Consider the following 22,011-nt stretch of genomic DNA (forward strand, 5'->3'; position numbering starts at 1 on the left):
ATTTTAGATTTCTATGAAAAAAACAGCTAATTTTGCCAATTGCGCGTTACGCAACATTTTTCGCGTGCTTCGCGCGCCTTTAGCAATCTTGCTGTTAATAGCATTGTTTGAATGCACTGTTGGGAATATTCCATTTTGGAATAGCGTTACTGGCAGCACAGATAGCATGTTTGCTCACAATCTTACTGGCCCTGGAATTAAAAGACTTTCTTCTGGAGGACTTTTAATTACAGACCCTTCGGAATCTTATTTAGAAGTTAATTCCGACGGGTCTTCGCCGTACATTCAGCTTAAGCCTTCACTAATTACGCCGAAAAAAATTGGCAAAAGTCCTGTTAAAACAGACGTGCATGTACGCATTGATGTTAATAAAATCGCTGGAAAGCCTTTAAGCACCAACCCTAGAGCTATTAGTTTTGCTATGCTTCCTGTTCCAGATCAAGCAGTTGGAGTTAAAAGCACGCTTAGATTATGGATACAACACCCTAAAGGAGACGTTGTAGACGTTGAGGACGCAAAAGCAAATGTTAGAGCACCTTTCAGCTGGAATTGGGGTCGCGTTCTTCTTCTTATAGTCGTTTCAATTTTGATTTCTTTGTGGAATCCTTGGTCTAAATTGTGGAAAATAAAACTTAATACAAAAAGTTTTAATCAAAGACTTTTACTCGTTTTATCTTGGACTCCATTTATTGCTATAGCTGTTGTTGCAATCGTTTGGAATGTTTTTAACGGTATTCCAATGCATTTTGACGTTGCTGGAAACTACACGTACGATTTTGATCAATATGCGCGCACAGCAGACGCTCTTATTAAAGGCAAAACATATCTTGACTTGCCTGTTCCTAAGCAAATGCAAAATCTTACTAATCCGTACGATCCAATTGCAAGAAACAAGCTTCTTTCTGATTTAGTGCACAATATTTATTGGGATCACGCATACTACAACGGTCATTGGTACTCGTATTTTGGTGTAATTCCAGCTGTTTTATTCTTTATGCCTTATAGACTTATATCGAGTTTGTGGATTAATGGCGGAGCAATGCTTCCAACAACAATCGCAACTCTTATATGCCTAGTGGGATTCTTAATTTCGGGCTCTCTTCTAGTGATTAGACTTATTGAACGAATAAACAAACGAGCGTCTCTTGCTTGCGTGTCTATTTGCTTAGCATTGTTCTTTATTACATCTAACACGGTTTACTTGTGGTTTAGAACATCATTCTATAGTGTTCCAATGGCAGCTTCGCTATTCTTTACATCTTTAGGATTATGGTTTTATCTTGGCGCTGCTAAAAATGGCATTGCAAAAGATGAAAATCAAGCACAAGAATCCAACGAATCTTACAATTCTATTTATCAAATATCTGCTAAGCACATTGCATTAGGATCTTTGTTTATATCTCTAAATCTAGGATGCAGACCAACATTTATAATCGCGTTTTTGCTTGCAATACCGCTTTTTTACAACAATATTTACTTCTATTTTAAGCATTTAATTTCTAGCAAGAAAATTATAAAAGAAGACTTAAAGCAAATAATAAAGCTAGTTTTAAGCGTGATTGTGCCGTTTGTAATAGTTGCAATACCAATAGGATTGTATAACGCTTTAAGATTTGGGTCGCCATTTAACTTTGGTAACGAATATCAAATTACTATTACAGACATGACTACAATGCGCCTTCCTGTGCAAAACATCATTCCTTCAATTTTAAGTTATTTAGCTTTGCCATTGCGCTTTACACCAGCTTTCCCTTGGATTTCGATTAATCCTATTGCTTTCAATAGATGGCAATACGCAGAGCCAATGATTGGCGGAATGTTTACCCTTGCTCCATTGGCATTTATTGGCGTTATTTGTTCTTTGTTAATGACTAAAAAAATGAGCAAATTTGCGTCAAGACTTACTATATGTGCTTTGATTCTTGCAATGATTGTTGTTGTTTTCAACAGCTTAAAAGCAGGAATTGGATGGCGTTATATTGCTGACTTTGGATGGGCGTTCTCACTAAGCGCAATAATCGGAATTACTGTTTTTCTAGAAAAATACGCAAACGTAGAAGATTGCACAACTTTGCGCACAAAAGTTATGTGTTACACAATACGCATTGTAATTTTAGCAATGCTATTTTTCTCTATTGCAATCGCTTTCTTAGGTTGGTTTGTTCCAGGAAGAGAAGATTCAGTTTTGCGATTCAATCCAGGGCTTTGGCATTACGTTAGATGCTGGTTTACTCTAATCTAGTTTATATTTTAAGAACTCGAACCTTCCTAGATTACTTTCTAGATTTTTCTACATCTCTTCTAGCATTTTGTGAACAGTATTAAGTAACAAAGTAACGCCATTTTCAAATTGATCTTCTTTAGGAAGTAAAGACAATGCTAAGTAGCCATTGGTTGGCATGTCAAAATAATATCCAGGCTGAGAAACCAGCTTGTAGTCTTTAATTAAGCGCAAAGCTAATAAATCATCATCTATACAAGAAGGAACGCGCAACAAAATATTCCATCCGCCTTCTGCACGCAATGCACTAACGCAACAATTTGGGTAGTTTGCAAGCATTTTTCTAAGCGTTTTAAGATTAGAGCGTACTCGACTTTGAACAATAGCAGTCTGCTCTTTAGCGCATTGCAATAATTCTGGAATTCTTTCCGATACAGTTGCGCCAATCGGAAGAAAATCATCCGCAATAACGTCAAGTCGTTTCATTGCTTCTTGCACATCTTGACTTGGTCCCGAAACCTCAATCCACCCAACTTTTGCGTGCGGAGCTGCAAGCATTTTTGAAAATCCATCTAAAGCAAAAACAAGTGTTGATTGTTCTCCTGCAAGTCTTGAATTTTTGGCAAATGGTTCTAAAGAGTAATCGTAGAAAACTTCATCTGCAATAATCGCAACATTATTTTTATTGCACAAACTCAACAATTGCGCTCTTTCTTCTGGCTTAACATAAGAGCCTGTTGGATTATTTGGGTTTATTAAAACAAGAGCACGAATACGATTATTTGCGTTTTGCAAAAGTTCTTTAACTCTTGGAATATCAATAGTCCAAGAACCATCGTAAACAAGCGGATATGGTATAGATTTTACGCCTTGCAGTCTTGCAATAGATTCAATAAGAGGATACCCAGGAGTTGGAGCTAAGACTGAATCGCCACAATCGCACAGAAGCATCATAAGCCATGCGTATGCTTGAGAAGTAGACGATAATACGTATAGATTATTTGGATTAAGAGCTTTTGGTGAATTACTTTTTTGATCTACAATATTTTGACTTGCAATATTTTGATCTACGCGATTATCTCTAGCATTTATAAAATCAGCAAGAATGCGCCTAACTTCGATTGGCCCTCTAGGATCTGCTGTATATTTTGCGCTTAAACATTTTGGAGCAAGACCATGCACTGTTGGGTTTGAATCGTTAAGTTTTGTAAGTTTAATACCTTTAGACATAGCAACGCGTTGAGCCAGTATAATTGGATTTGGCTCACTTACATCAACTCTAGAAGAAAATCGCACTCGACTACACTAGCGCATTGCATAACCAAATATAAAAAAATGCGCTGAACGCAAAAGCATCCAGCGCAAATAAAGTAAACAAAACAAATAAAATATTAAAACTTTACTTGTTTCTTTGTTGCATTGCATAGTAAGCTGCACCAATAATGCCAGCTTCGTTATGCAAAGACGCAACAACAATAGGAGTCTTAATATCGATATGCGGCAAGAACTTCTCGCTCACACGGCTAACGCCACCGCCAACAACAAACAAGTCTGGATTAAAGTACTTTTCCATTAATCCGTAATACTTAGTTAAACGCTTAGCCCACTTTTTATAACCCATATCCAACTTTTCGCGAACAGAAGAAGCAGCATACTTTTCTGCATCTCCCTTTCCTTTTTCTAGCTGAATATGACCAAGCTCTGTGTTTGGAATAAGAACGCCATTGTAAATCAAAGCGGTTCCAATTCCAGTGCCTAATGTTGTTGCAATAACTAAGCCATCTTTATCTTTTGCTGCACCAAAATGCTGTTCCGCAAGACCAGCAGCATCGGCATCGTTAACAACCGTAACAGGACGACCGCAAGCTTCACTAAACACTTCTGTAACATCCACACCAATCCAAGATTGATCAAGATTCGCCATAAACTCAAGTTTCTTGCCTGGCTTAATAGGCGCTGGGAAAGCAATACCAACAGGAACATCTTCAGGCACATCAAAATGCTCGAGCTGCTGACGAACAATATCTGCAACAGCTTGAGGTGTGGAAACCGCTGGAGTGAGAATCTTATATCGCGGTTCTGCAAACTCGCCTTTTTCCAAATTAACTGGTGCAGCCTTAATACCAGAGCCACCAATATCTACGCCAAATGCTTGTGCAGTGTCAATCATCGTTAACACTCCCCTCTGAATGTCGGACAATGGGATATCATGTTCATTCTACAATATTGCTAAAGCGACACGCTTATATATTGTCTATTTAATGATAACGATTGCATAAATGTTTTTCTCAAAATTAAAGCTTTAATATTAAAAATCATGCAAACAATTGCTAAGATTTTTAACTCTAATTTATCGCAAATAATTTTGAAGTTCTTTATTTATTAAACCATTCGAAGCAATAACGTCGTTTTCGCGTCTCCAATGGATTGAGTCACCATTCCATTGTCGAACATGACCTTGAGCCTCTTTAACAACAACAGCACCAGCGGAAACGCCTGGAATATCCCACTCGTGAAGATGCGGCTCAAAATAAGCGTCGTAAGTGCCATCAGCAACCTTGCATAAATCAAGAGAAGCAGGGCCAATGCGCTTAATATCTGCTGGACATTCTTCCTCAAGCGAAGAAACAACATCCAAAGCTCTTTTAGATTCGCCTGGAATATAAGACATTCCGTAGCAAACAACAGAACCGTGCAATGTTGATGTTGTAGAAGGAGTGATTTTCTCTCGCTTTTCTCCATTAGGAGTTTTACGAATACGAATAGCACCCTGGCCTTTAGCTGCTAAATAAGTAAGACCAAGAGCTGGAGCATGAACAACTCCAAGAACAGGCCTTGCGGAGCCTTGATCGTTGAACTCAAAAAGCGAAACAGTTAGAGTCCACTCTGCCATATCTCGATTAAAGTTAATAGCACCGTCAATATTTCCAACGCACCAAAAACGATCACCAATATTGCAATTTTCTGGACGATTACGCCAAAATCCCTGGAATGTGTTTATGTACGTAAGACGATTTTCAATAAAGCGTACGAGCTTATCTCCAAAACCAGAATCTGCTTGATTAGGATCCCCCAAAACCATCATGCTTGCCATATCTCGAGGATTTAATTGGTCTTGATAAGCGTGCTTGCCAACATCTTCCAATATTCTAGCAACTTCAAGAGCAACATCGCGTAAATTCATACTTGCCATACTTTACTCACCTCTTTAATTCCCCACATTTTGATTATTTATCTATTCCAAAAATCTGCAACTATCCATAAATCTGCAACTATTTTACTCAACTAATCAAATTAAACCAAACTTCCACACGCAATATTCAAATAAAATCAATAAACTTTCACATTTAATAGTTTTATAGAAAAGATTCACATGCAAAAACGCGTAGCGAAACAAAATCCTAAATTTCTTAAACCAGCCTTAGAATTAATTTAAACCTAACATCTCTCTTAAAAGATTATAACATGACTAAAGTACCAGACTTAAAAACACAAAACTTAATTAACACTCCTTCAAACACTCCTTCACATACTCCTTCACTAAAAAAACCAGGGCTTCTTGTTTTAGATGTAGACGCCACTCTTATTGAAGAAGAAGTTATAGATTTATTAGGAGATATTGCTGGAGTTGGCTGCGATTTAGCATACATAACATCTAAAGCAATGCAAGGAAAAATGGACTTTAATACGTCGCTAAAGCTAAGAGTTTCTATGCTTAAGGGACTTGACTATTCTTGCGTTAAACAAGTTGCTCAGAATATTCATGTAACAAATGGAGCTAAAAAGCTTATTAGCACATTGCACTCTTTTGGATGGAAAGTTGGAGCTGTTAGCGGCGGATTCAAGCAAGTTTTAGACGATTTTTTGCCAAAACTAAACATAGACTTTTGGGTTGCAAACAATCTAGAAGTCGTAGATTCTAAACTAAGTGGAAAAGTTATTGATCCAATAGTAAATCGTCAATATAAAGCAAAAGCATTGACTAATTGGGCGCGCAAGAACAATATTGATATTGCTCAAAGCGTTGCAATAGGAGACGGCGCTAACGATATAGATATGATTAAAACAGCAGGATTAGGCGTAGCATTTTGCGCAAAGCAGTTATTAAAAAGTCAAGCTAAAGCAAGCATAGATACGCGAGACCTAAGCCTAGTTTTAGATTTACTAAATTAACGTTTACTCACTAACTTTTAATCCAAGTAGGATTCACTACTTAAGTGCGCTCCTCTTGCCCAATCTGCAGCATTCATAGCTTTTTTACCTTGCGCTTTAACTTCTAAAAGCTCAATAGCTCCACTTGCACATCCAACCCAAACATTGTGCTTTTTTGCAAGAATCTGCCCATGTTTAAGCTCGTTTAGACTATGTAATTCAATATCTTCATCTTTTGCTAATGCGCAAGCAAGAACGTGCAAAGTGATTGTTTGCAAATCACTAGAATCAACATGCAGATTGCACCAAGCTCCAGGATTTGGCGTGCAAGCGCGAATCTGCCTATCGATTGCAAATGATGGAATATCAAAACGAATATGAGCATCTTCAACAGTGATTTTTTGAGCAATTTGGCAAGGCGTAGAGTCTTGCTCAACAGGAACAATTTGACCAGATTCCATGCCAACAAGAGCAGAGCAAAGAAGATTTGCGCCATCATTGCTTAATCGCGTGAGCAAATCGCCAGCTGTTTCGTGTGGTCCAATCTTTGTAGTCATTTGTGCAAGAATCGGACCTTCATCCATTCCGCGCGTAATCTTAAAAACTGTTGCACCTGTAATATCGTCTCCAGCCCATATTGCGCGCTGAACAGGAGCAGCACCTCGCCACTGCGGAAGAAGCGAAAAATGCAAGTTGTACCATCCTAAAGGAAGAGCATCTAAAACAGACTGCCTAAGAATCTTTCCATATGCAACAACGGCCGCAATCCTTGCGCCAGTAGCTTTTAGAGCACTCACGCACTCTTGCTCATTGCTAGGATTAACCTCTAGAACAGGAATTCCAAGCTCAATCGCAGCTTTTTTAACAGCACTAGGAACAAGCTTTCTACCTCTACCAGTCGGAGCGTCTGGGCGAGTAAGAACAGCTCGCACATCAAAATGCTCTTTATCTTCAACAAGCGCGCGCAAAGGAGCAACAGCAACATCTGGAGTTCCAGCAAATAAAATAGGCAATACCATAAGTTAACTCCTTAAAATATAAGAATCCGTAAAATCCTAAATCCTAGCAAAATGCATCTTTTAGCTTGCTAAAGAATCCCTTTTTATTGCCCACTGGCTCTGCAATAGCATGTTGCTTTACTTCTCTAACTTTTTCATCGTGCAAGTTTGCAAACTTTTCAATCAAACTACGCTCTTCTTCGCTAAGCTTTGTTGGAATATTAACAAGAATGTGAACAATAATATTTCCTCTATCTTTACTTCCAAAAACAGTAACACCCAAATCGTAAAGAGGAATCGTGTCTTCGTTTTGCGTTCCAGCAGGAATTTCAACACTCTTTTTGCCATCAAAAGTATCAATATCAACATTGTGACCAAGCACAGCCCAGCTCATTGGAACGTCAATCCAGCAATGTAAATCGTTTAAGTCTCTAGTAAATTGCTCGTCTTTACGAATGCGAACGTCAACATACAAATCGCCAGCAGGACCACCACATTCGCCTATTGCTCCTTGAGACGCAAGTCGTAAGCGAGAATTGTCTTTAATTCCAGCAGGAATCGTGATTCCAACTTCTCGAGAAGTACGAACGCGACCATGGCCGTGGCAATTTGGGCAAACATTTTTAATAATCGTTCCGTGGCCTTCACATGCACGGCACGGCTCCGAAGACATCATTTGACCAAACATTGTGCGAGTAACTCGTTGCACAAAACCAGCACCATTGCACTCTGAGCAAGTTACAGGATCTGTTTTATCTGCCGAACCTTTTCCAGCACAATCTTGGCAAAGACCGAAAGTTGAAACATGAACCTTAGCGTTTCCGCCAAAAACAACAGTTTTAAGGTCAACCTTAACTTCTGTTAGCGAATCTTCACCGCGATTAACGCGCGGAATAGGAGATCCAGCATTAGCACCAAAAGACCCAGAGAAGAACTGGTTTAGAATATCTCCCATATCCATATTCATATTGGCATACGCGCCAGCGCCAGCACCAGCACCCGATGCCGATAAATTGTTTGGATCTACGCCCATATCTACCATTTTGCGTTTTTCTGGATTAGACAAAACGTCGTATGCAGCGTTAACTTCCTTGAACTTGTCTTCAAACTCAGGACCTGCAATATCTGGATGATACTTTCGACTTAACTTTCTATAAGCTTTGCGAATCTCATCGTCGCTAGCGTTAGAATCAACACCTAAAATCTTGTAATAGTCAGTCACTTAACTCCCCTTTTATGTTCTAAAATTATTTTTGCATAAGGCACAGCCAGCTAGTTTTTATGAATTTGCTTTTATGAATTTTCAGATATAAACGTATTAAGATATTTTGCTACAGCTTTAACAGCCGTCATTGTTGCAGCATAATCCATGTGCGTAGGTCCGATTGAGCCAATAAACGCCGAATCGGAATCTGAATTGTATCCGTAAGCGCTTGTTACAACAGAAGCATTTAAAAGACCAGGCGTGTGAGTTTCCGAGCCTATTGCAACGCTAACGCCACTTGCGCAATCATTTGCCTCCTCACTTAGCGAAGTCATTAAACGCATAATAACAGCTTGCTCTTCTAAAGCGTCAAAAAGAGACGCAAAATCGCCAATATTTTGTCTATGCGCAAGTTGAGAAGCTCCAGCCATATACAAATCGTGAGAATGCTCGCCATTATGCATATCTTCTAATGCGTTAGCAAGTTGACTAATAACTTGCAAAGCAGACGCTAAATCCTTGCGATTTGCAAGCAAATAAACACGCTTAGAAGCATCTAAAAGAGAGGCTCCAACGCAGCTCTCATTAACCATATTAACTAAATGCAATAAGTCGTCTGGATTTATGTTAGAGGCTTGAATCATGTGTTGCGCAACTCCTCCAGCGTCTGTAATAACAACAACTAGAAGAGTTGAAGACGATACTTGAACAATCTCAATTCTTTTTACTTTTGACTTCGACAATGCAGGAGACGCAACGAGTGCGACTTGACCAGTTATGCTTGCAAGAAGTCGCGCTGAGCGTTGTAGAGTGTCTTGTAAACTAACAGATCCACTTAAAAACGTGCGAATCCCTCGTCTTTGCGCATTAGAAAGCGGGATTAACGCAGCTAAGCCATCAACAAAATACCTGTAGCCTTTTTCTGTAGGAATTCTTCCAGCAGAAGTATGTGGCTGAATCAAGTAGCCTTCTTCTTCTAGAAGAGACATATCGTTGCGAATCGTTGCAGAACTAACGCCTAATTTGTGATTTTTAGCTAAAGATGCAGACCCAACAGGCTCATGCGAACGAATATAATCTTCAACAACCGCACGCAATATCATCATGCGTCGTGATTGCATTGATTCTCCTTTATTAAAACATCAAACTCGATTAAATAGCGCTAATAATTTTTATAAATAGCACTAATCGTTTATTAATTCACTGCTAACTATTATATATGCCAAAATAATATGTGATAACAATATGTGATTAAGTATTATTAAGTATTTTTAATAAATCACTTTTACAGAATAACAACTAACTATAAATATAAACTTTTGTTAACTTTTGACACACTTTGTTAAAAATTCGTCTGATATAAAAGATAGGATTAAAGGGCAATGTGAGGGTAATGGCCAGCGCAAGCTGTGCGCAAAAACCCGAATTATTGGAAGGAAAGTAGATTACATGACCGATTTCAACTGGTCTGCATTAGACGAGCGCGCCGTAAAGATGGCGAAGGTTCTCTCGGCTGATGCTGTTGAGCGAGCAGGACACGGACATCCTGGCTCCCCTGTTTCATTGGCACCAATTGCGTACACCTTGTACCAGCACTTCATTAAGCACGATCCTGCTGACCCAAAGTGGGCTGGCCGCGATCGTTTTATTCTTTCTGGCGGTCACGCTTCGCTTACGCAATACGTGCAATTGTTCTTCTCTGGTTACGGCTTAACTCTTGACGATCTTAAGTATTTCCGTGGCGGTGCAGACACGCGTACTCCTGGTCATCCAGAATATGGCTTAACTCCAGGCATTGAAATGACTACTGGCCCACTTGGTCAGGGTCTTGCTTCTGCTGTTGGTTTCGCTTATGGTCAGCGCTTTGAGCGCGGTCTTCTTGACCCAGAAGCTCCAGCTGGCACTTCCCCATTCGACCACAAGGTTTGGGTTATTTGTGGTGAAGGCGACGTTGAGGAAGGCGTTTCTTCTGAAGCTGCTTCCTTGGCTGGAAACCAAAAGCTTGGCAATTTGACTGTAATCTTCGATGCAAACCACATTCAGATTGAAGGCGATACTAAGCTCACCTTCTCTGAAGATATTCTTGCTCGTTACCGTGCATACGGTTGGTACACCGACGAAGTTAGCTTCATTCAGCCAGACAGTTCCTACAAGGAAGACGTTCAGGCTTTGGCTGCTGCTATCGAAAAGGCTCAGGAAGTTACCGATAAGCCTCACTTCATTAAGGTTAATACTTTGATTGCTTGGCCAACCCCAGGTAAGACCAACAACGAAGCTTCTCACGGCTCTAAGCTTGGTGAAGAAGCTGTTAAGGGCTTGAAGGAACTTTGCGGTTTCGATCCAGAAGTTTCGTTCCCAATCGACGAAGAAGCTTTGGCTCATGCTCGCAAGGTTGCCGAGCGCGGTTTGGCTGCTCACAAGGCTTGGGATGAAGCTCTTGCAAAGTGGGCTGCTGCCAACCCAGATAAGGCTGCTCTTTACGATCGTCTTAAGGCTGGCAAGCTTCCAGAAGGCTTCGACAAGGCTATTGACGACTTGGTTGCTGGCTTCGAAGTTGGTTCCAAGGTTGCTACCCGTAAGGCTTCTGGCGCAGTTCTTAACGCAATTGCTGCTGTCATGCCAGAACTTTGGGGCGGTTCTGCTGATTTGGGCGGCTCCAACAACACCAACATTAAGGGTGCTGACTCCTTCGGCCCATCCGAGGATGCAACTCGCACTTGGCCAAACGTTTCCGAGTACGGTCGTCAGCTTCACTTTGGTGTGCGTGAGTTTGCAATGGGTGCTATTACCAACGGTATTTTGCTTGGTTCTAACACTCGCCCATTCAACGGCACATTCTTCCAGTTCTCTGACTACGAGCGTCCAGCAGTTCGCTTGGCAGCTTTGATGGAGATTCCAAACCTCTACGTTTGGACTCACGATTCCGTAGCTTTGGGTGAAGATGGTCCAACTCACCAGCCAATCGAACACTTGGCTGCTTTCCGCGCTATTCCTCAGCTTGAGGTTGTGCGCCCTGCAGATGAGTACGAGACTGCTGAAGCTTACCGCTACTTCTTCGAGAAGAAGAACAGCTACCCAACCGCTATGATTTTGACTCGCCAAGGCGTTCCAACTCTCGCAGAAACTGCTCAGAAGGCTCGCGAAGGCGTAAAGCATGGCGCTTACGTTTTGGTTGATTGCGAAGGCACTCCAGACGTAATCATTATGGCTACTGGCTCCGAAGTTCAGTGGGCTGTTGCTGGTGCCAAGACTTTGGCAGCTGAAGGCATTAAGGCTCGCGTTCTTTCTATGCCATCTCTCGAATGGTTCGAAGAGCAAGACGAAGAGTACAAGGAAGCAATCCTTCCAAAGTCTGTTAAAGCTCGCGTTTCCATCGAAGCTGGCTTGGCATTGCCTTGGTACAAGTATCTTGGCGATTGCGGCAAGGCTGTTTCTATCGAACAGTACGGCTTGCAGGGTGACGGCGGTCAGAACATGATCGACTTGGGCATTACTGCTGAGCACGTAGTAGAAGCTGCTAAGGCTTCTATCGAAGAAGCACGCGCTTAAGATAGCAAGTAATCAAAATAAAACTTGATGTGTCAAAATAAAATTGATTCATCACAAAAACTCGAAGTGCTAATTTAGCAACTTCACTGGAAACAGCAAAGGCGTGTTGATGTTAAGCTACAAATTGTTTAACATCAACCGCTGTTTCCTGTAAAACGCCAACACTACCAACGTGTTCCAATTGGTGGAGCACAGTGTTAAGGAGATAACATGACTGAAGCAACGCAGCGCACTAGCGATTCCGGCGTTTCTATTTGGTTGGACGATTTGTCCCGTACCCGCATTGAGTCTGGCTCTTTGCAAGATTTGATTGCTAACAAGAATGTTGTTGGTGTTACTACCAACCCATCTATCTTCCAGAAGGCTTTGAGCCAGGTTGGCCCATACGACGCACAGCTTAAGGAACTCGGCAAGGTTGACGTTGAGACCGCTATTCGCGAGTTGACAACCACCGACGTTCGTAACGCAACTGATATCTTCCGTGAGATTGCAGAAAAGACCGACTTTGTTGACGGCCGCGTCTCCATCGAAGTTGACCCACGCTTGGCTCACGATACTGCTAACACCGAAAAGCAGGCTGAAGAGCTTTGGGCAAAGGTTGATCGTCCAAACGTTATGATCAAGATTCCTGCAACTTTGGAAGGTCTTCCAGCTATCACCGCTACCCTCGCTAAGGGTATCTCCGTGAACGTAACCTTGATCTTCTCCCTCGAGCGCTACGAGCAGGTTATCGACGCCTTCATCGAAGGTATTGCTCAAGCTGCTGCTAACGGCCACGACTTGAAGCACATTGGTTCCGTAGCTTCCTTCTTCGTCTCCCGCGTTGATAGCGCTGTTGACAAGCTCCTCGAAGCTAACGGTTCTGCTGAAGCTAAGGCTCTTGAAGGCAAGGCTGCTGTTGCTAACGCTCGCTTGGCTTACGAACTCTTCGAGAAGAAGTTCGCTGCCGACCCACGTTGGGCTGAGCTTGAGGCCAAGGGCGCTAAGAAGCAGCGTCCACTTTGGGCTTCCACTGGCACCAAGAACGCAGCTTACTCCGATTGCAAGTACGTTGACGAGTTGGTTGCTGAGCATGTTGTTAACACCATGCCAGAGAAGACTTTGAACGCTCTTGCTGATCACGGCAACGGTGCTGCTTCCATTAAGGGCACTTACGAAGAGAGCCACGCTGTTATGAACAAGCTTGCTGAGCTTGGCATTAACATTAAGGACGTTACCGACAAGCTTGAGGCCGACGGTGTTGCCGCCTTCATCAAGTCTTGGGATTCCGTGATTGCAGACGTACAGTCTGGCATCGATCGCGTAAACGCCTGATTTGATTAATCAGTAATAGCTAAACATAAACCGCACATGTGTGAACTAATCCACTTGCATGTGCGGTTTTGTTTTGCGTTTTTATCAATCGCAATAAAAAAGCTACCCAGTGTTATTTTCTAAGCTAAGTAATTGAGAAAGACAGACAGTGTAGTGCTGTCTCTTTTCACGTAGAATTTTTTAATCGGCAGAAATATATATGATGGATAGGTATGTGTTCCTGCCTATTTTTATGCAATTTTTCAAAACAATAAAAAGAACATTATTAGATTAATAAGGAGGATCTATGAAAAATACGAAAAAATGCCCAAAGTGTGGGGGAAGTGAAATTATATTTGTGCCTGGATCTGCTGGGGCTTATGGGACTGGAAATAATGTTATGACTGGACATACAATTATGTCGGCAGTACCTGTTGATAGGTATATTTGCACTGCCTGTGGTTTTAGCGAGGAGTGGATTGACCTTGAAAATATGGATAAATTAAAAAAGAAATATGATGAAATTTAAATGAGAGTTACTTTTATATGGGGCTGGGATAGATGATTAATAAACCAAATGCGCCAATTTGCTTTGTAAATCTTTATTTCAGCTGCCTTTCTCACAATTTTCGTGTCTGTGGCATCCCAATAATAAATTTTAGTATGCGTTTCATCTTGATATTCTTTTAGAACTTTATTGAATTCCTGACATGCTCCACAGCCTGAACTACCAAAATAGAGCACTTCTCCAGTTTTAAGATTTGAGATATTATTCTCCTGTAATACTGAAAATGAGGGTCTTAAGCCACTCAAATGAATATATGCAATAAAACCAACGAATAACATTATGACAATAGCTGGAAGTATACGAGATACTACACTTTTCATAACTCAGTACTCCTTTTTCGTAAATTGTAATAACGACAATAGGAAAAACACAACAATATACATTAGAGCAATAATACAAGTTGCAGACGTAAGAGCGGTGAACGAGTCTGGTGATAAATAATAAAATATCTGAAAAGAATACACGGATGTTTGAGACAATATTATGTTTATTAAATTCGGCAATATCCATAATAATATAAAGGAAAGAATCATTGTAACACCAACTTTTTCAAAATATATCAACAGATTCATATTTATAGCAATATACAAAAGGAAAATTATCGGATATACGAGCAGTTGATGCATAACTATCCCTAGAGACGAGTATTTTAGTGACAAAAATACCAAATTTACGACTAGATAAATGCTTACGTATTCACCATATATAAAACACAATAATTTAATCCTATTAGGAATATACTCTAGATAATGATGAATAATTTTCTTCTCTTGCCATTCACCAATTGATAATATCTGATATAGGCTTAAAAATAGTATAGTTATCGTTGAAAAGAATTTATATTGTGATAAAAATGCACCTCTTTTAGCCTGAAATACTATAAACACGCAACATGCCAAATACAAAACAAAAGACAATAAGAAAAGCTTCTGATGACTAAACTTAATAATTTCTGATTTTATATAGTACTTCATCATCATCTTCCTCCAACATAAAATCTTTAATATCATGCGTAATATCACTGTATTCCACGATTTGTACCCCATGCTCAATCAGCAATTTAAGAACCTTGGCAATATCCTCTCTAGGCAATTTAATTCTAAAAGTTGATTCTTTGTTATCTTTGCTACGACAAAAAACCTCATATCTGTTAGAAAGCAATTCACTAATATCCACACCATTTACAACAATCACATTATAAATTCTTAGATTATCATTAAAATTAACAATTTTTTGAATTTTCCCTTTTTTTAAATACCATACAATATCAGCAATTTCACCTAACTCATCTAATATATGACTTGAAATTACAAGGCTTTTACCTTGTGAGCGCAATGACAAGATAGTGTCTTTTAACTGCTTTATAGTAAGAACATCTAATCCATTGAAAGGTTCATCAAGAAGAATAATTTCACTATTTGAGAGCAATATTCTAGCAATATTTAATTTTTGCTTCATACCTAGCGACAATTGTTTAAACTTTTTATTTTTTGCTTCGTCGAGACTCACCTGATGCAATAATTTATCACAATTAAAGTCTTTTCTCCCCATCAAAGCAGCAAACACTCTAAGATTATCCTGTACAGAAAATTCGTCATAAAAAGATGGATTCTCAATAGCAAATGAAAGTGAACCGTCCAATTCAATATTGCCTTGATAATCAACTATCAAATTTGCAATGCACTTCATTAACGTGGTTTTTCCTGAACCATTATTGCCTACTAACGCAATAATTTGCCCAGCACTGCTTTCCAAAGAAATGTCATCTAAAACGACTTTTCCCCCATATGATTTTTTCAAATGAGATATCTTCATAAGATTACCTCTTAACAAATGAAACTAAAAATTTCCGATCTCCTTTTACAGAAATCTTACTATCTTCACCAATAAAAATTTTAGGACTCTCTTCGTAGATAACAGCATTTTTAACATTTCCTGGCTGTTTCTGAGCACGCACAAAAAGAGCATCATCAAGCTTGTACAGCTTTCCAGCAAAGCGTATCTCTCCTTTGCCTCTCTTTGCATAAATAGCATACACTCCTGGCTTTAACGATAAGTTATCGTTATTCTTATAATCTCCTGAAACTAGTGTTGGCAAATCATCACGAACCATACCAAAACGAACATTATTTGTCTTATACCCTACATACAGCAGACTGACAAGACCTAGGATTACTATGGTAGCTGCAAATATCCATTTTTTGCTTTTCATTTCTTAATCACATCCAAATCTATTATTTCATCAGCAATTTTATCGAACATTGCATCATGAGTAACAATAAAAAACATCGCAGTCTTTTTTAACTCCAAGACTTTGTCTATAAAAATCTTCATTGTTTCAAAACCTCTTCAATATTAAACAAAGATAAACCTTGCTCAATATCTAAACTAGAAACAACCGATTTAAAACTTCTTTCATTAAATCTATGATAATTTTCTAGCAATGATTTGATAACTGCAATACCGCAATCTGAAGTCAAATTTTGCATATTGTAAGGATAAGCCACCATCTATTGAGCTCCTCAAAGTTTCAAGGCGTGGAGGCTATCATAGCCTCCACGCTACAGATTTAATCACAAATGTTAAAAAGCATCATACAATCAAATCAATTTTCTCAAATACTAAATTACGCAAATAGATTACAATTAGAACACTATAATGAGACTAACCTAATATACTGTTGTAATGAAATCTGGTAATATAATCACATGCAGAACTAGAGAATCATCCCCAGCAGATGAAACCCCAGACAACACACATCCATCCAGCTCTAATCGAACGAGATTCTTCTAGCGTTAGCTCCTTCATAATAATCATCTCTTCTCTTTCAGGTAAAAAACCTCTTATAGAGCTAAATCCGCAACATCATAAACGAATGTTGCATTCTCAACTCTCACCATAATTGTAAAGCATTTATGATGTCTTGTTAATACACTGTAACGAAAATGTTATAACACATATATACCAGATATTTCCACCAACTTTCATCCTGGAATTCATGTAATTATCGCGAATTATGTATGATTTTGAAGATAAAATTCACATGAAAATATGCAGACTATCCTCTATTACGATTGCTCATTTTTCTCAATTATCGGGTTATATGCCAAAAAATAAGGTACGACCACACCTTATATGTGAAATCTTACCTTATTTTTGTTTTATGACTTCAATTTCCCACTTCACCAGCTGGGTGCAAAGTGGCGAATCGACTTGCATGAGCGATTAAATATAATTCGCGAATGCACTTCGATTCGCTGAGCTTGCTCAAAGTTGAAAGCACAGTGTGCTTTCAACGCAAGCGAAGTACGTTAACATCCTGTGCACTCAACCCTAGAGCGTAGACATGTTCCCTCATACAGAAAAATCGCACTCAAAAATCTCGCAAAGCCAGCTTACAGCCATCGTATACTAAACTTTTAACGATAGCCCTCGCTAAGCCCTGCTACACAAGGGCAAAAATGCACCCACCTAATCAGCCCTAGACATCAATACGACACTCTCAACGTATCAAAACTACCCTGATGATAACCATGCATCAAGAAAAGAGCCTTAACGTTCGTTGCAGGAAAGAAGCTGACAAGGGGAATGTCGTATGATGATAAAAGTCTAAGGCACTACAAACTGGGATTTGGATTTTAATTAAAATTGTATGATTTTATTAGCTATATCTTCTACAAATCGCTTATCGTGTTCCACAAATATGAGTGTAGGCTTTGCTTCTTTTATAATTTCCTCAATCTGTATTCTTGATATTACATCTATATAATTCAGTGGTTCGTCCCAAACAAATATATGAGCTGGCTTTGAGAAACTTACAGCAATTAAAACTTTCTTTTTTTGTCCATCACTATAATTCTTCATATCCATTTCAAATAATTCTCTTGAAAAATCTAATTTTCTTAGAATTGTTTTACACAATGTTTCATCAACATCTTGCTTGTGAATATATTCATTTAGGCTACCTGTTAAATTAGATGTGTCTTGAGGAATATACGAGATTTTTAAATTACCTGCTAATTTTATCTCACCTGTATACTCGTGATTTATACCTAATAAAATTTTAATCAAGGTTGATTTTCCGCTACCATTACCCCCATATATAGCCACTATGTCGCCTTGCTTTATCTCAAAACTTACATTACTTAGGATCTGTCTTTCTCCATAGTATGCTGATAAATTGCTAACCGATATTAGGGGATTTTTGTGATGATGTAGCGGATGCAGTAATAGGCTTTCCTTTATTTCGATATCTTTTAGTAAACTCTGTTTTTCTTCTATTGCCTTGTTTTGTCTATTCTCCAAATTCTTAGATTTTTTCATCATCTTGGCTGATTGATGACCTATATGTCCTTTGTCTGGTTTTACACCTGATACTTTCACACCATTTTTAGTATTTTCAATTTTATCAGACCAAATTTGACTTTGTCTTGCAGCCTCTTTTAATCGTTTAATATCTTTTCTTAATCTCTCATTTTGACTAATTTCAAATTGGTCTTTCATCACTTTGTTTTCATACCATGATGTAAAATTTCCCGATTGGACATCAATAGAATTCCTGTTAATAGAAATAACATGATTGATACAACCATCTAAAAAATCTCTATCATGAGAAATGAGCAAAAATCCTTTTTTACTTTTCAGATATTCACTTACAATTTTTCTTCCGTTCATATCTAAATGGTTTGTTGGTTCATCAATAAGTAAAAAGCCATCTCCTCTTGTAAACAAAATAGCTAAAAGGATTTTTGTTTGTTCTCCTTTAGAAAGCGTTTCAAACTCTCTGTAAACAAGGTTCTCATCTACATTTAGCAAACTGAGTTCTCTAAATAATTTCCATTCTTCCTCATCTGATATTAGTTCTTTATATAACTCAATTCCTAATTTTGAAGTATCGCTTATATTTGGTGGAAATTTAATAAATTCAACATCCTTGCTTATTTTACCTTGATAAGTTTCTTGATTTAAAAGTAACTTAAATAGAGTTGATTTACCGATTCCATTTCTTCCTATCAATCCCGTTTTCCAGTTTGTATCAAAGGAAAACGATACATTTTTAAATATGGGTTTTACATATCCATAATATGAGAAAGTGAGGTTTTCAATTTTAATTACTGACATAAAACGCCTCCCTAAACTTATCATTTACCGCCCTGGGTGCAAAGTGGGTGCACCTTTTAACGATAGGAAAAGCTATCGTTAAAAGGTTTGCCATTTATTAACAAATCCCAAATGCTTCAAATCCACTAACGGATATTTATCAATTATCTTTGATAACTTACTAGAAAATTCCTTGTAATGTTCGTTTTCAGCTAATACTTTAAGATTAAGAATACTAGCAAAAATAGTATTATTCAATACACCTTTCTTTAAATACTCTTTATATAATTTTGGTGTCTTGGTTAATTTTGAACCATATAATCTACCGTAGTGAGCACAAATATTTCTAACATAAGCTAAATTTTCAATCCATGACTCTAAATAAACGTAATCAACGCCAAATGTTGTTGCAATTGCTTTTTTATCATCATTCTTCATATTCTTATACATTTTAGAAAGAGTACCAAAACTTGCTACTTCAATAGCAGCATATAAAGGAATCTCCCCTCCATCATAATTATCCTTAAAATTACGTATAAAAGGCGATTTCCTATTCCTATTAATTTCTCTTTCTAACTCATCTAAAGTATTCTTCTGATAATTATTTTTCGCATAGTTATTAAGATTCTTATAACCAAAATTCCCATATTTTAATGAAAAGTAATTAGTGATTACAGCCCTTAAATAAACTTCTATATGTTCTATCAACGAAAATAAAATATGACGAAACTCCATATCAAATAGATATAACTCGACTATATTCTCAAAAGTAGTACCTTCTATGTATATACCATCTTCTTTTAGAGTTATACTATATGCTTTAATGAGGCGATAGTAAGAAACCCTATTAAGTACATCTTTAGCATAACTTGTATCTTTTATCTCTAATCCCAAAGACACTAAATTTTCTATTTGCTTATCAATGCTTATAGAAGGTTGATAGGATTTCTTCATATTTCTCTCATCAAAAATCAAAAGACCCGACTTGGTCCGCATTGTTAAGAGGCGCGTCGGGTACTGTTATCTACATATGCTACACCAATGAGAGTATTTTATTAAATCTTTCAAACTAACACAAATTTTTCTTTCTAACAAGATTATTTAGTCTTACACTCAACTTCATGAACATAAACAAATATAGAACGAAAACACAAACTATCACAGAGTACTAAATATTTTGCCCTTTATGACTTGATGACATGTATTTTACACACCGTGCTTTCCAATCATCCTCACTAACGCAAGCAAACGCATCCGTTACAGACTGCAAACCTAAACTTTCAACATACTTACAAGCAATACTAAAACTATTATCAATGCTAATCTCTTCATTTACTAGCAAACTATACTTCTCATAAACAGAAGGAACAGCAGAGCCAATATCATCAAATAAAAAAGGATTCATATCACTTAAAAATGAAGTCAATTCTTCACTTTTATTTTCTTTCCAATAATGATTTAACGCGTAATAAATCATAGAAAACAATTCAAACTTATTCACAACTATTCCTCCCACGGATCATTATTTAATCCTGTCCTATCATGCCCTAATTAGTTTTTCACTATGCTACTTCAATCTTCATATTCAACAAATTGAGTTTTCAAAAGATATAGTTAATAAATGCCTTAATCATAATTCCCAAAAAAGCACGTTATTTGTTCGTCAATGCGCCTAATTCCCGTCCTACAAATAACACCTAAACCAACATACTGTATAAAACACAAAATTTGTAAGTAATAAGAATATGACTTTTACCTACTTACAACAGTATTAAATATGTATATGATTGCAACATCTATGTTCATATCAGATTTAAGCGTTTTCTTCTATCATTTTGAGTGATGTGCCATCTTCTGTTTTCCAATCAACTTTACCATTGGTAGTCATACCTAAAACAAATGAAGCTGCATATGAAGGACTCTTAAACAGATAATTCCTAGTCAACACACCATCTTTTATCTCATTATTTTGCTTACAACGCTCTCTAAGTTCTTTGATTACATCTGGTATAGATCCAGAATCCGTCTCTTCTATCTGACTACCAGCCAAAACAACAAAACCTTCATTAGTTCTTTTGCAATACGCTTCAATATTTCTTTGAGACCTCTTGATTTTCCTAGAAAGACCTAAGATTAATTCATCATCACGCTCTTCAACTACAGATTCCGGTGTTTTCACTAACGGCACAAAAATCCTATATCCTAATACGCCAAGCATTATCTTAAACTGCTCAACGTAAATCTCTAATTCAGCTTCCTTTTCTTCAGTTACATTACCAGGATTAGGATCATTTCCATTTTGAACCTTATAACGATTTGTATCGATTGCTAAATTAGTAAACTTATTTTCAAGATAGCTTATTTCAGTTGGACCCCAAGAATTACCGCTAGTTGTAAACATAACAGCTTCATTAAAATAAAAGTCATCTTTCAAATGTTCAGCGACTCTAAACAAAACACCTTCGCCATTCTTCCTAATACCAGCCTGTCCAATATAAACCGCATCTTCATCAAAATTGTTCTTACCGAATAAAAAATAAACACCACTCTGTTTTAACTGTTCCCTATCTTTGCATTTATCTAAATAAATTCTAGGAATTTTATATGCTAAACCGCTCCAGCCAGGCATCGTGCATTTAATCCTGCCCGTAACATCGCCATCCATCAAAAATATATTTAAATTCTTGCTGCTATTCATAATCTATCTCACCATCTACAGATTTATGCTTATTATACTTAAAGAGTAGGGATTTTAACAACAGCTAAATCACATCTAGAATCTCGAGAACCCAGCCTAAAGCCGCCACGCATTAAACCTTTTAACGATAACTCTCGCTAAGCCCTGCTACACAAGGGCAAAAATGCACCCACCTAATCAGCCTTTGACATCAATACGACACTCTCGACGTGGATTGAGAGAACTCCT

Annotated in this window: 20 protein-coding genes; 5 read left to right on the plus strand and 15 right to left on the minus strand. The window is 38.0% G+C overall.

Annotated elements, in window-relative coordinates; genetic code table 11:
* The first annotated feature begins 13 nt into the window (after positions 1–13).
* Positions 14–2,242: a beta-carotene 15,15'-monooxygenase gene (locus tag NYP67_RS04450; RefSeq protein ID WP_415695190.1), complete on the plus strand. Its 2,229-nt coding sequence runs from the start codon at positions 14–16 to the stop codon at positions 2,240–2,242.
* Between the two features lie 48 nt (positions 2,243–2,290).
* Here the strand turns inward: NYP67_RS04450 and NYP67_RS04455 are convergent, their stop codons facing one another.
* The 3 genes from NYP67_RS04455 to NYP67_RS04465 form a co-directional block, all read right to left on the minus strand.
* Positions 2,291–3,517 (minus strand): pyridoxal phosphate-dependent aminotransferase, encoded by a 1,227-nt coding sequence (locus NYP67_RS04455; RefSeq protein WP_415695192.1) that lies wholly within the window; start codon positions 3,515–3,517, stop codon positions 2,291–2,293.
* Between the two features lie 103 nt (positions 3,518–3,620).
* Positions 3,621–4,391: a polyphosphate--glucose phosphotransferase gene (ppgK, locus tag NYP67_RS04460; RefSeq protein WP_004130916.1), complete on the minus strand. Its 771-nt coding sequence runs from the start codon at positions 4,389–4,391 to the stop codon at positions 3,621–3,623.
* Positions 4,392–4,571: 180 nt separating this feature from the next.
* Positions 4,572–5,414, minus strand: a complete 843-nt coding sequence (locus tag NYP67_RS04465; protein ID WP_016635339.1) for an inositol monophosphatase family protein — start codon at positions 5,412–5,414, stop codon at positions 4,572–4,574.
* Positions 5,415–5,686: 272 nt separating this feature from the next.
* Here NYP67_RS04465 and serB point away from each other — a divergent pair, with 272 nt between their 5' ends.
* On the plus strand, positions 5,687–6,394 hold the full coding sequence (serB, locus tag NYP67_RS04470) for a phosphoserine phosphatase SerB (protein WP_415695193.1): 708 nt from the start codon (positions 5,687–5,689) through the stop codon (positions 6,392–6,394).
* A gap of 17 nt (positions 6,395–6,411) precedes the next feature.
* Here serB and fmt read toward each other — a convergent pair whose 3' ends face one another.
* The 3 genes from fmt to hrcA form a co-directional block, all read right to left on the minus strand.
* Positions 6,412–7,392, minus strand: coding sequence for a methionyl-tRNA formyltransferase (gene fmt / locus NYP67_RS04475; RefSeq protein ID WP_415695195.1), 981 nt, complete (start codon positions 7,390–7,392; stop codon positions 6,412–6,414).
* Positions 7,393–7,435: 43 nt separating this feature from the next.
* Positions 7,436–8,593, minus strand: a complete 1,158-nt coding sequence (locus NYP67_RS04480; protein WP_473411206.1) for a DnaJ C-terminal domain-containing protein — start codon at positions 8,591–8,593, stop codon at positions 7,436–7,438.
* Positions 8,594–8,664: 71 nt separating this feature from the next.
* Positions 8,665–9,681: a heat-inducible transcriptional repressor HrcA gene (gene hrcA / locus NYP67_RS04485; RefSeq protein ID WP_016801376.1), complete on the minus strand. Its 1,017-nt coding sequence runs from the start codon at positions 9,679–9,681 to the stop codon at positions 8,665–8,667.
* A 343-nt stretch (positions 9,682–10,024) separates the two neighbouring features.
* On the opposite strand from hrcA, the gene tkt reads away from it, so the two are divergent.
* From tkt to NYP67_RS04500, 3 genes are all read left to right on the plus strand, one after another.
* A complete protein-coding gene (tkt, locus tag NYP67_RS04490; RefSeq protein ID WP_473411207.1) occupies positions 10,025–12,124 on the plus strand; it encodes a transketolase in 2,100 nt (699 codons plus the stop codon).
* Between the two features lie 210 nt (positions 12,125–12,334).
* Positions 12,335–13,438 (plus strand): transaldolase, encoded by a 1,104-nt coding sequence (tal, locus tag NYP67_RS04495; protein WP_016798447.1) that lies wholly within the window; start codon positions 12,335–12,337, stop codon positions 13,436–13,438.
* Positions 13,439–13,724: 286 nt separating this feature from the next.
* Positions 13,725–13,946, plus strand: a complete 222-nt coding sequence (locus NYP67_RS04500; protein WP_004138138.1) for a hypothetical protein — start codon at positions 13,725–13,727, stop codon at positions 13,944–13,946.
* Here the strand turns inward: NYP67_RS04500 and NYP67_RS04505 are convergent.
* From NYP67_RS04505 to NYP67_RS04545, 9 genes are all read right to left on the minus strand, one after another.
* Positions 13,943–14,305, minus strand: coding sequence for a thioredoxin (locus NYP67_RS04505; RefSeq protein WP_248901207.1), 363 nt, complete (start codon positions 14,303–14,305; stop codon positions 13,943–13,945). The genes NYP67_RS04500 and NYP67_RS04505 overlap by 4 nt on opposite strands.
* 3 nt (positions 14,306–14,308) lie before the next feature.
* Positions 14,309–14,959, minus strand: coding sequence for a hypothetical protein (locus NYP67_RS04510; RefSeq protein ID WP_004114692.1), 651 nt, complete (start codon positions 14,957–14,959; stop codon positions 14,309–14,311).
* Positions 14,928–15,800, minus strand: coding sequence for an ABC transporter ATP-binding protein (locus tag NYP67_RS04515; protein WP_016828760.1), 873 nt, complete (start codon positions 15,798–15,800; stop codon positions 14,928–14,930). Before NYP67_RS04515 ends, NYP67_RS04510 begins: the two co-directional genes overlap by 32 nt.
* Before the next feature lie 4 nt (positions 15,801–15,804).
* Positions 15,805–16,197, minus strand: coding sequence for a hypothetical protein (locus NYP67_RS04520; protein WP_016828761.1), 393 nt, complete (start codon positions 16,195–16,197; stop codon positions 15,805–15,807).
* A gap of 118 nt (positions 16,198–16,315) precedes the next feature.
* The gene (locus NYP67_RS04525; protein ID WP_004123693.1) at positions 16,316–16,495 is read right to left on the minus strand and encodes a hypothetical protein; all 180 of its coding nucleotides are present in this window, start codon (positions 16,493–16,495) and stop codon (positions 16,316–16,318) included.
* Between the two features lie 1,132 nt (positions 16,496–17,627).
* Positions 17,628–19,106 (minus strand): Lsa family ABC-F type ribosomal protection protein, encoded by a 1,479-nt coding sequence (locus tag NYP67_RS04530; protein ID WP_115761907.1) that lies wholly within the window; start codon positions 19,104–19,106, stop codon positions 17,628–17,630.
* A 78-nt stretch (positions 19,107–19,184) separates the two neighbouring features.
* Positions 19,185–20,039 carry an Abi family protein gene (locus NYP67_RS04535; RefSeq protein ID WP_032815546.1) on the minus strand — a complete coding sequence of 285 codons (855 nt, stop codon included), beginning with the start codon at positions 20,037–20,039 and terminating at the stop codon, positions 19,185–19,187.
* 214 nt (positions 20,040–20,253) lie between these two features.
* Complete coding sequence (locus NYP67_RS04540; protein WP_102704549.1) at positions 20,254–20,601, minus strand: hypothetical protein; 348 nt, start codon at positions 20,599–20,601, stop codon at positions 20,254–20,256.
* A gap of 297 nt (positions 20,602–20,898) precedes the next feature.
* Positions 20,899–21,783 (minus strand): GIY-YIG nuclease family protein, encoded by an 885-nt coding sequence (locus NYP67_RS04545; protein WP_016831259.1) that lies wholly within the window; start codon positions 21,781–21,783, stop codon positions 20,899–20,901.
* Positions 21,784–22,011 lie beyond the last annotated feature (228 nt).

It is taken from the genome of Gardnerella sp. c23Ub_4 (genome assembly GCF_055804115.1).

Bases quoted from the DNA above. Each gene is read 5' to 3' on its own strand.
- NYP67_RS04500 (WP_004138138.1), top strand. From the start codon at position 13,725: ATGAAAAATACGAAAAAATGCCCAAAGTGTGGGGGAAGTGAAATTATA.
- fmt (WP_415695195.1), bottom strand. From the start codon at position 7,392: ATGGTATTGCCTATTTTATTTGCTGGAACTCCAGATGTTGCTGTTGCT.
- tkt (WP_473411207.1), top strand. From the start codon at position 10,025: ATGACCGATTTCAACTGGTCTGCATTAGACGAGCGCGCCGTAAAGATG.
- NYP67_RS04450 (WP_415695190.1), top strand. From the start codon at position 14: ATGAAAAAAACAGCTAATTTTGCCAATTGCGCGTTACGCAACATTTTT.
- NYP67_RS04510 (WP_004114692.1), bottom strand. From the start codon at position 14,959: ATGAAGTACTATATAAAATCAGAAATTATTAAGTTTAGTCATCAGAAG.
- NYP67_RS04520 (WP_016828761.1), bottom strand. From the start codon at position 16,197: ATGAAAAGCAAAAAATGGATATTTGCAGCTACCATAGTAATCCTAGGT.
- NYP67_RS04515 (WP_016828760.1), bottom strand. From the start codon at position 15,800: ATGAAGATATCTCATTTGAAAAAATCATATGGGGGAAAAGTCGTTTTA.
- tal (WP_016798447.1), top strand. From the start codon at position 12,335: ATGACTGAAGCAACGCAGCGCACTAGCGATTCCGGCGTTTCTATTTGG.
- NYP67_RS04505 (WP_248901207.1), bottom strand. From the start codon at position 14,305: ATGAAAAGTGTAGTATCTCGTATACTTCCAGCTATTGTCATAATGTTA.
- serB (WP_415695193.1), top strand. From the start codon at position 5,687: ATGACTAAAGTACCAGACTTAAAAACACAAAACTTAATTAACACTCCT.
- ppgK (WP_004130916.1), bottom strand. From the start codon at position 4,391: ATGATTGACACTGCACAAGCATTTGGCGTAGATATTGGTGGCTCTGGT.
- NYP67_RS04530 (WP_115761907.1), bottom strand. From the start codon at position 19,106: ATGTCAGTAATTAAAATTGAAAACCTCACTTTCTCATATTATGGATAT.
- hrcA (WP_016801376.1), bottom strand. From the start codon at position 9,681: ATGATGATATTGCGTGCGGTTGTTGAAGATTATATTCGTTCGCATGAG.
- NYP67_RS04465 (WP_016635339.1), bottom strand. From the start codon at position 5,414: ATGGCAAGTATGAATTTACGCGATGTTGCTCTTGAAGTTGCTAGAATA.
- NYP67_RS04525 (WP_004123693.1), bottom strand. From the start codon at position 16,495: ATGGTGGCTTATCCTTACAATATGCAAAATTTGACTTCAGATTGCGGT.
- NYP67_RS04535 (WP_032815546.1), bottom strand. From the start codon at position 20,039: ATGAAGAAATCCTATCAACCTTCTATAAGCATTGATAAGCAAATAGAA.
- NYP67_RS04545 (WP_016831259.1), bottom strand. From the start codon at position 21,783: ATGAATAGCAGCAAGAATTTAAATATATTTTTGATGGATGGCGATGTT.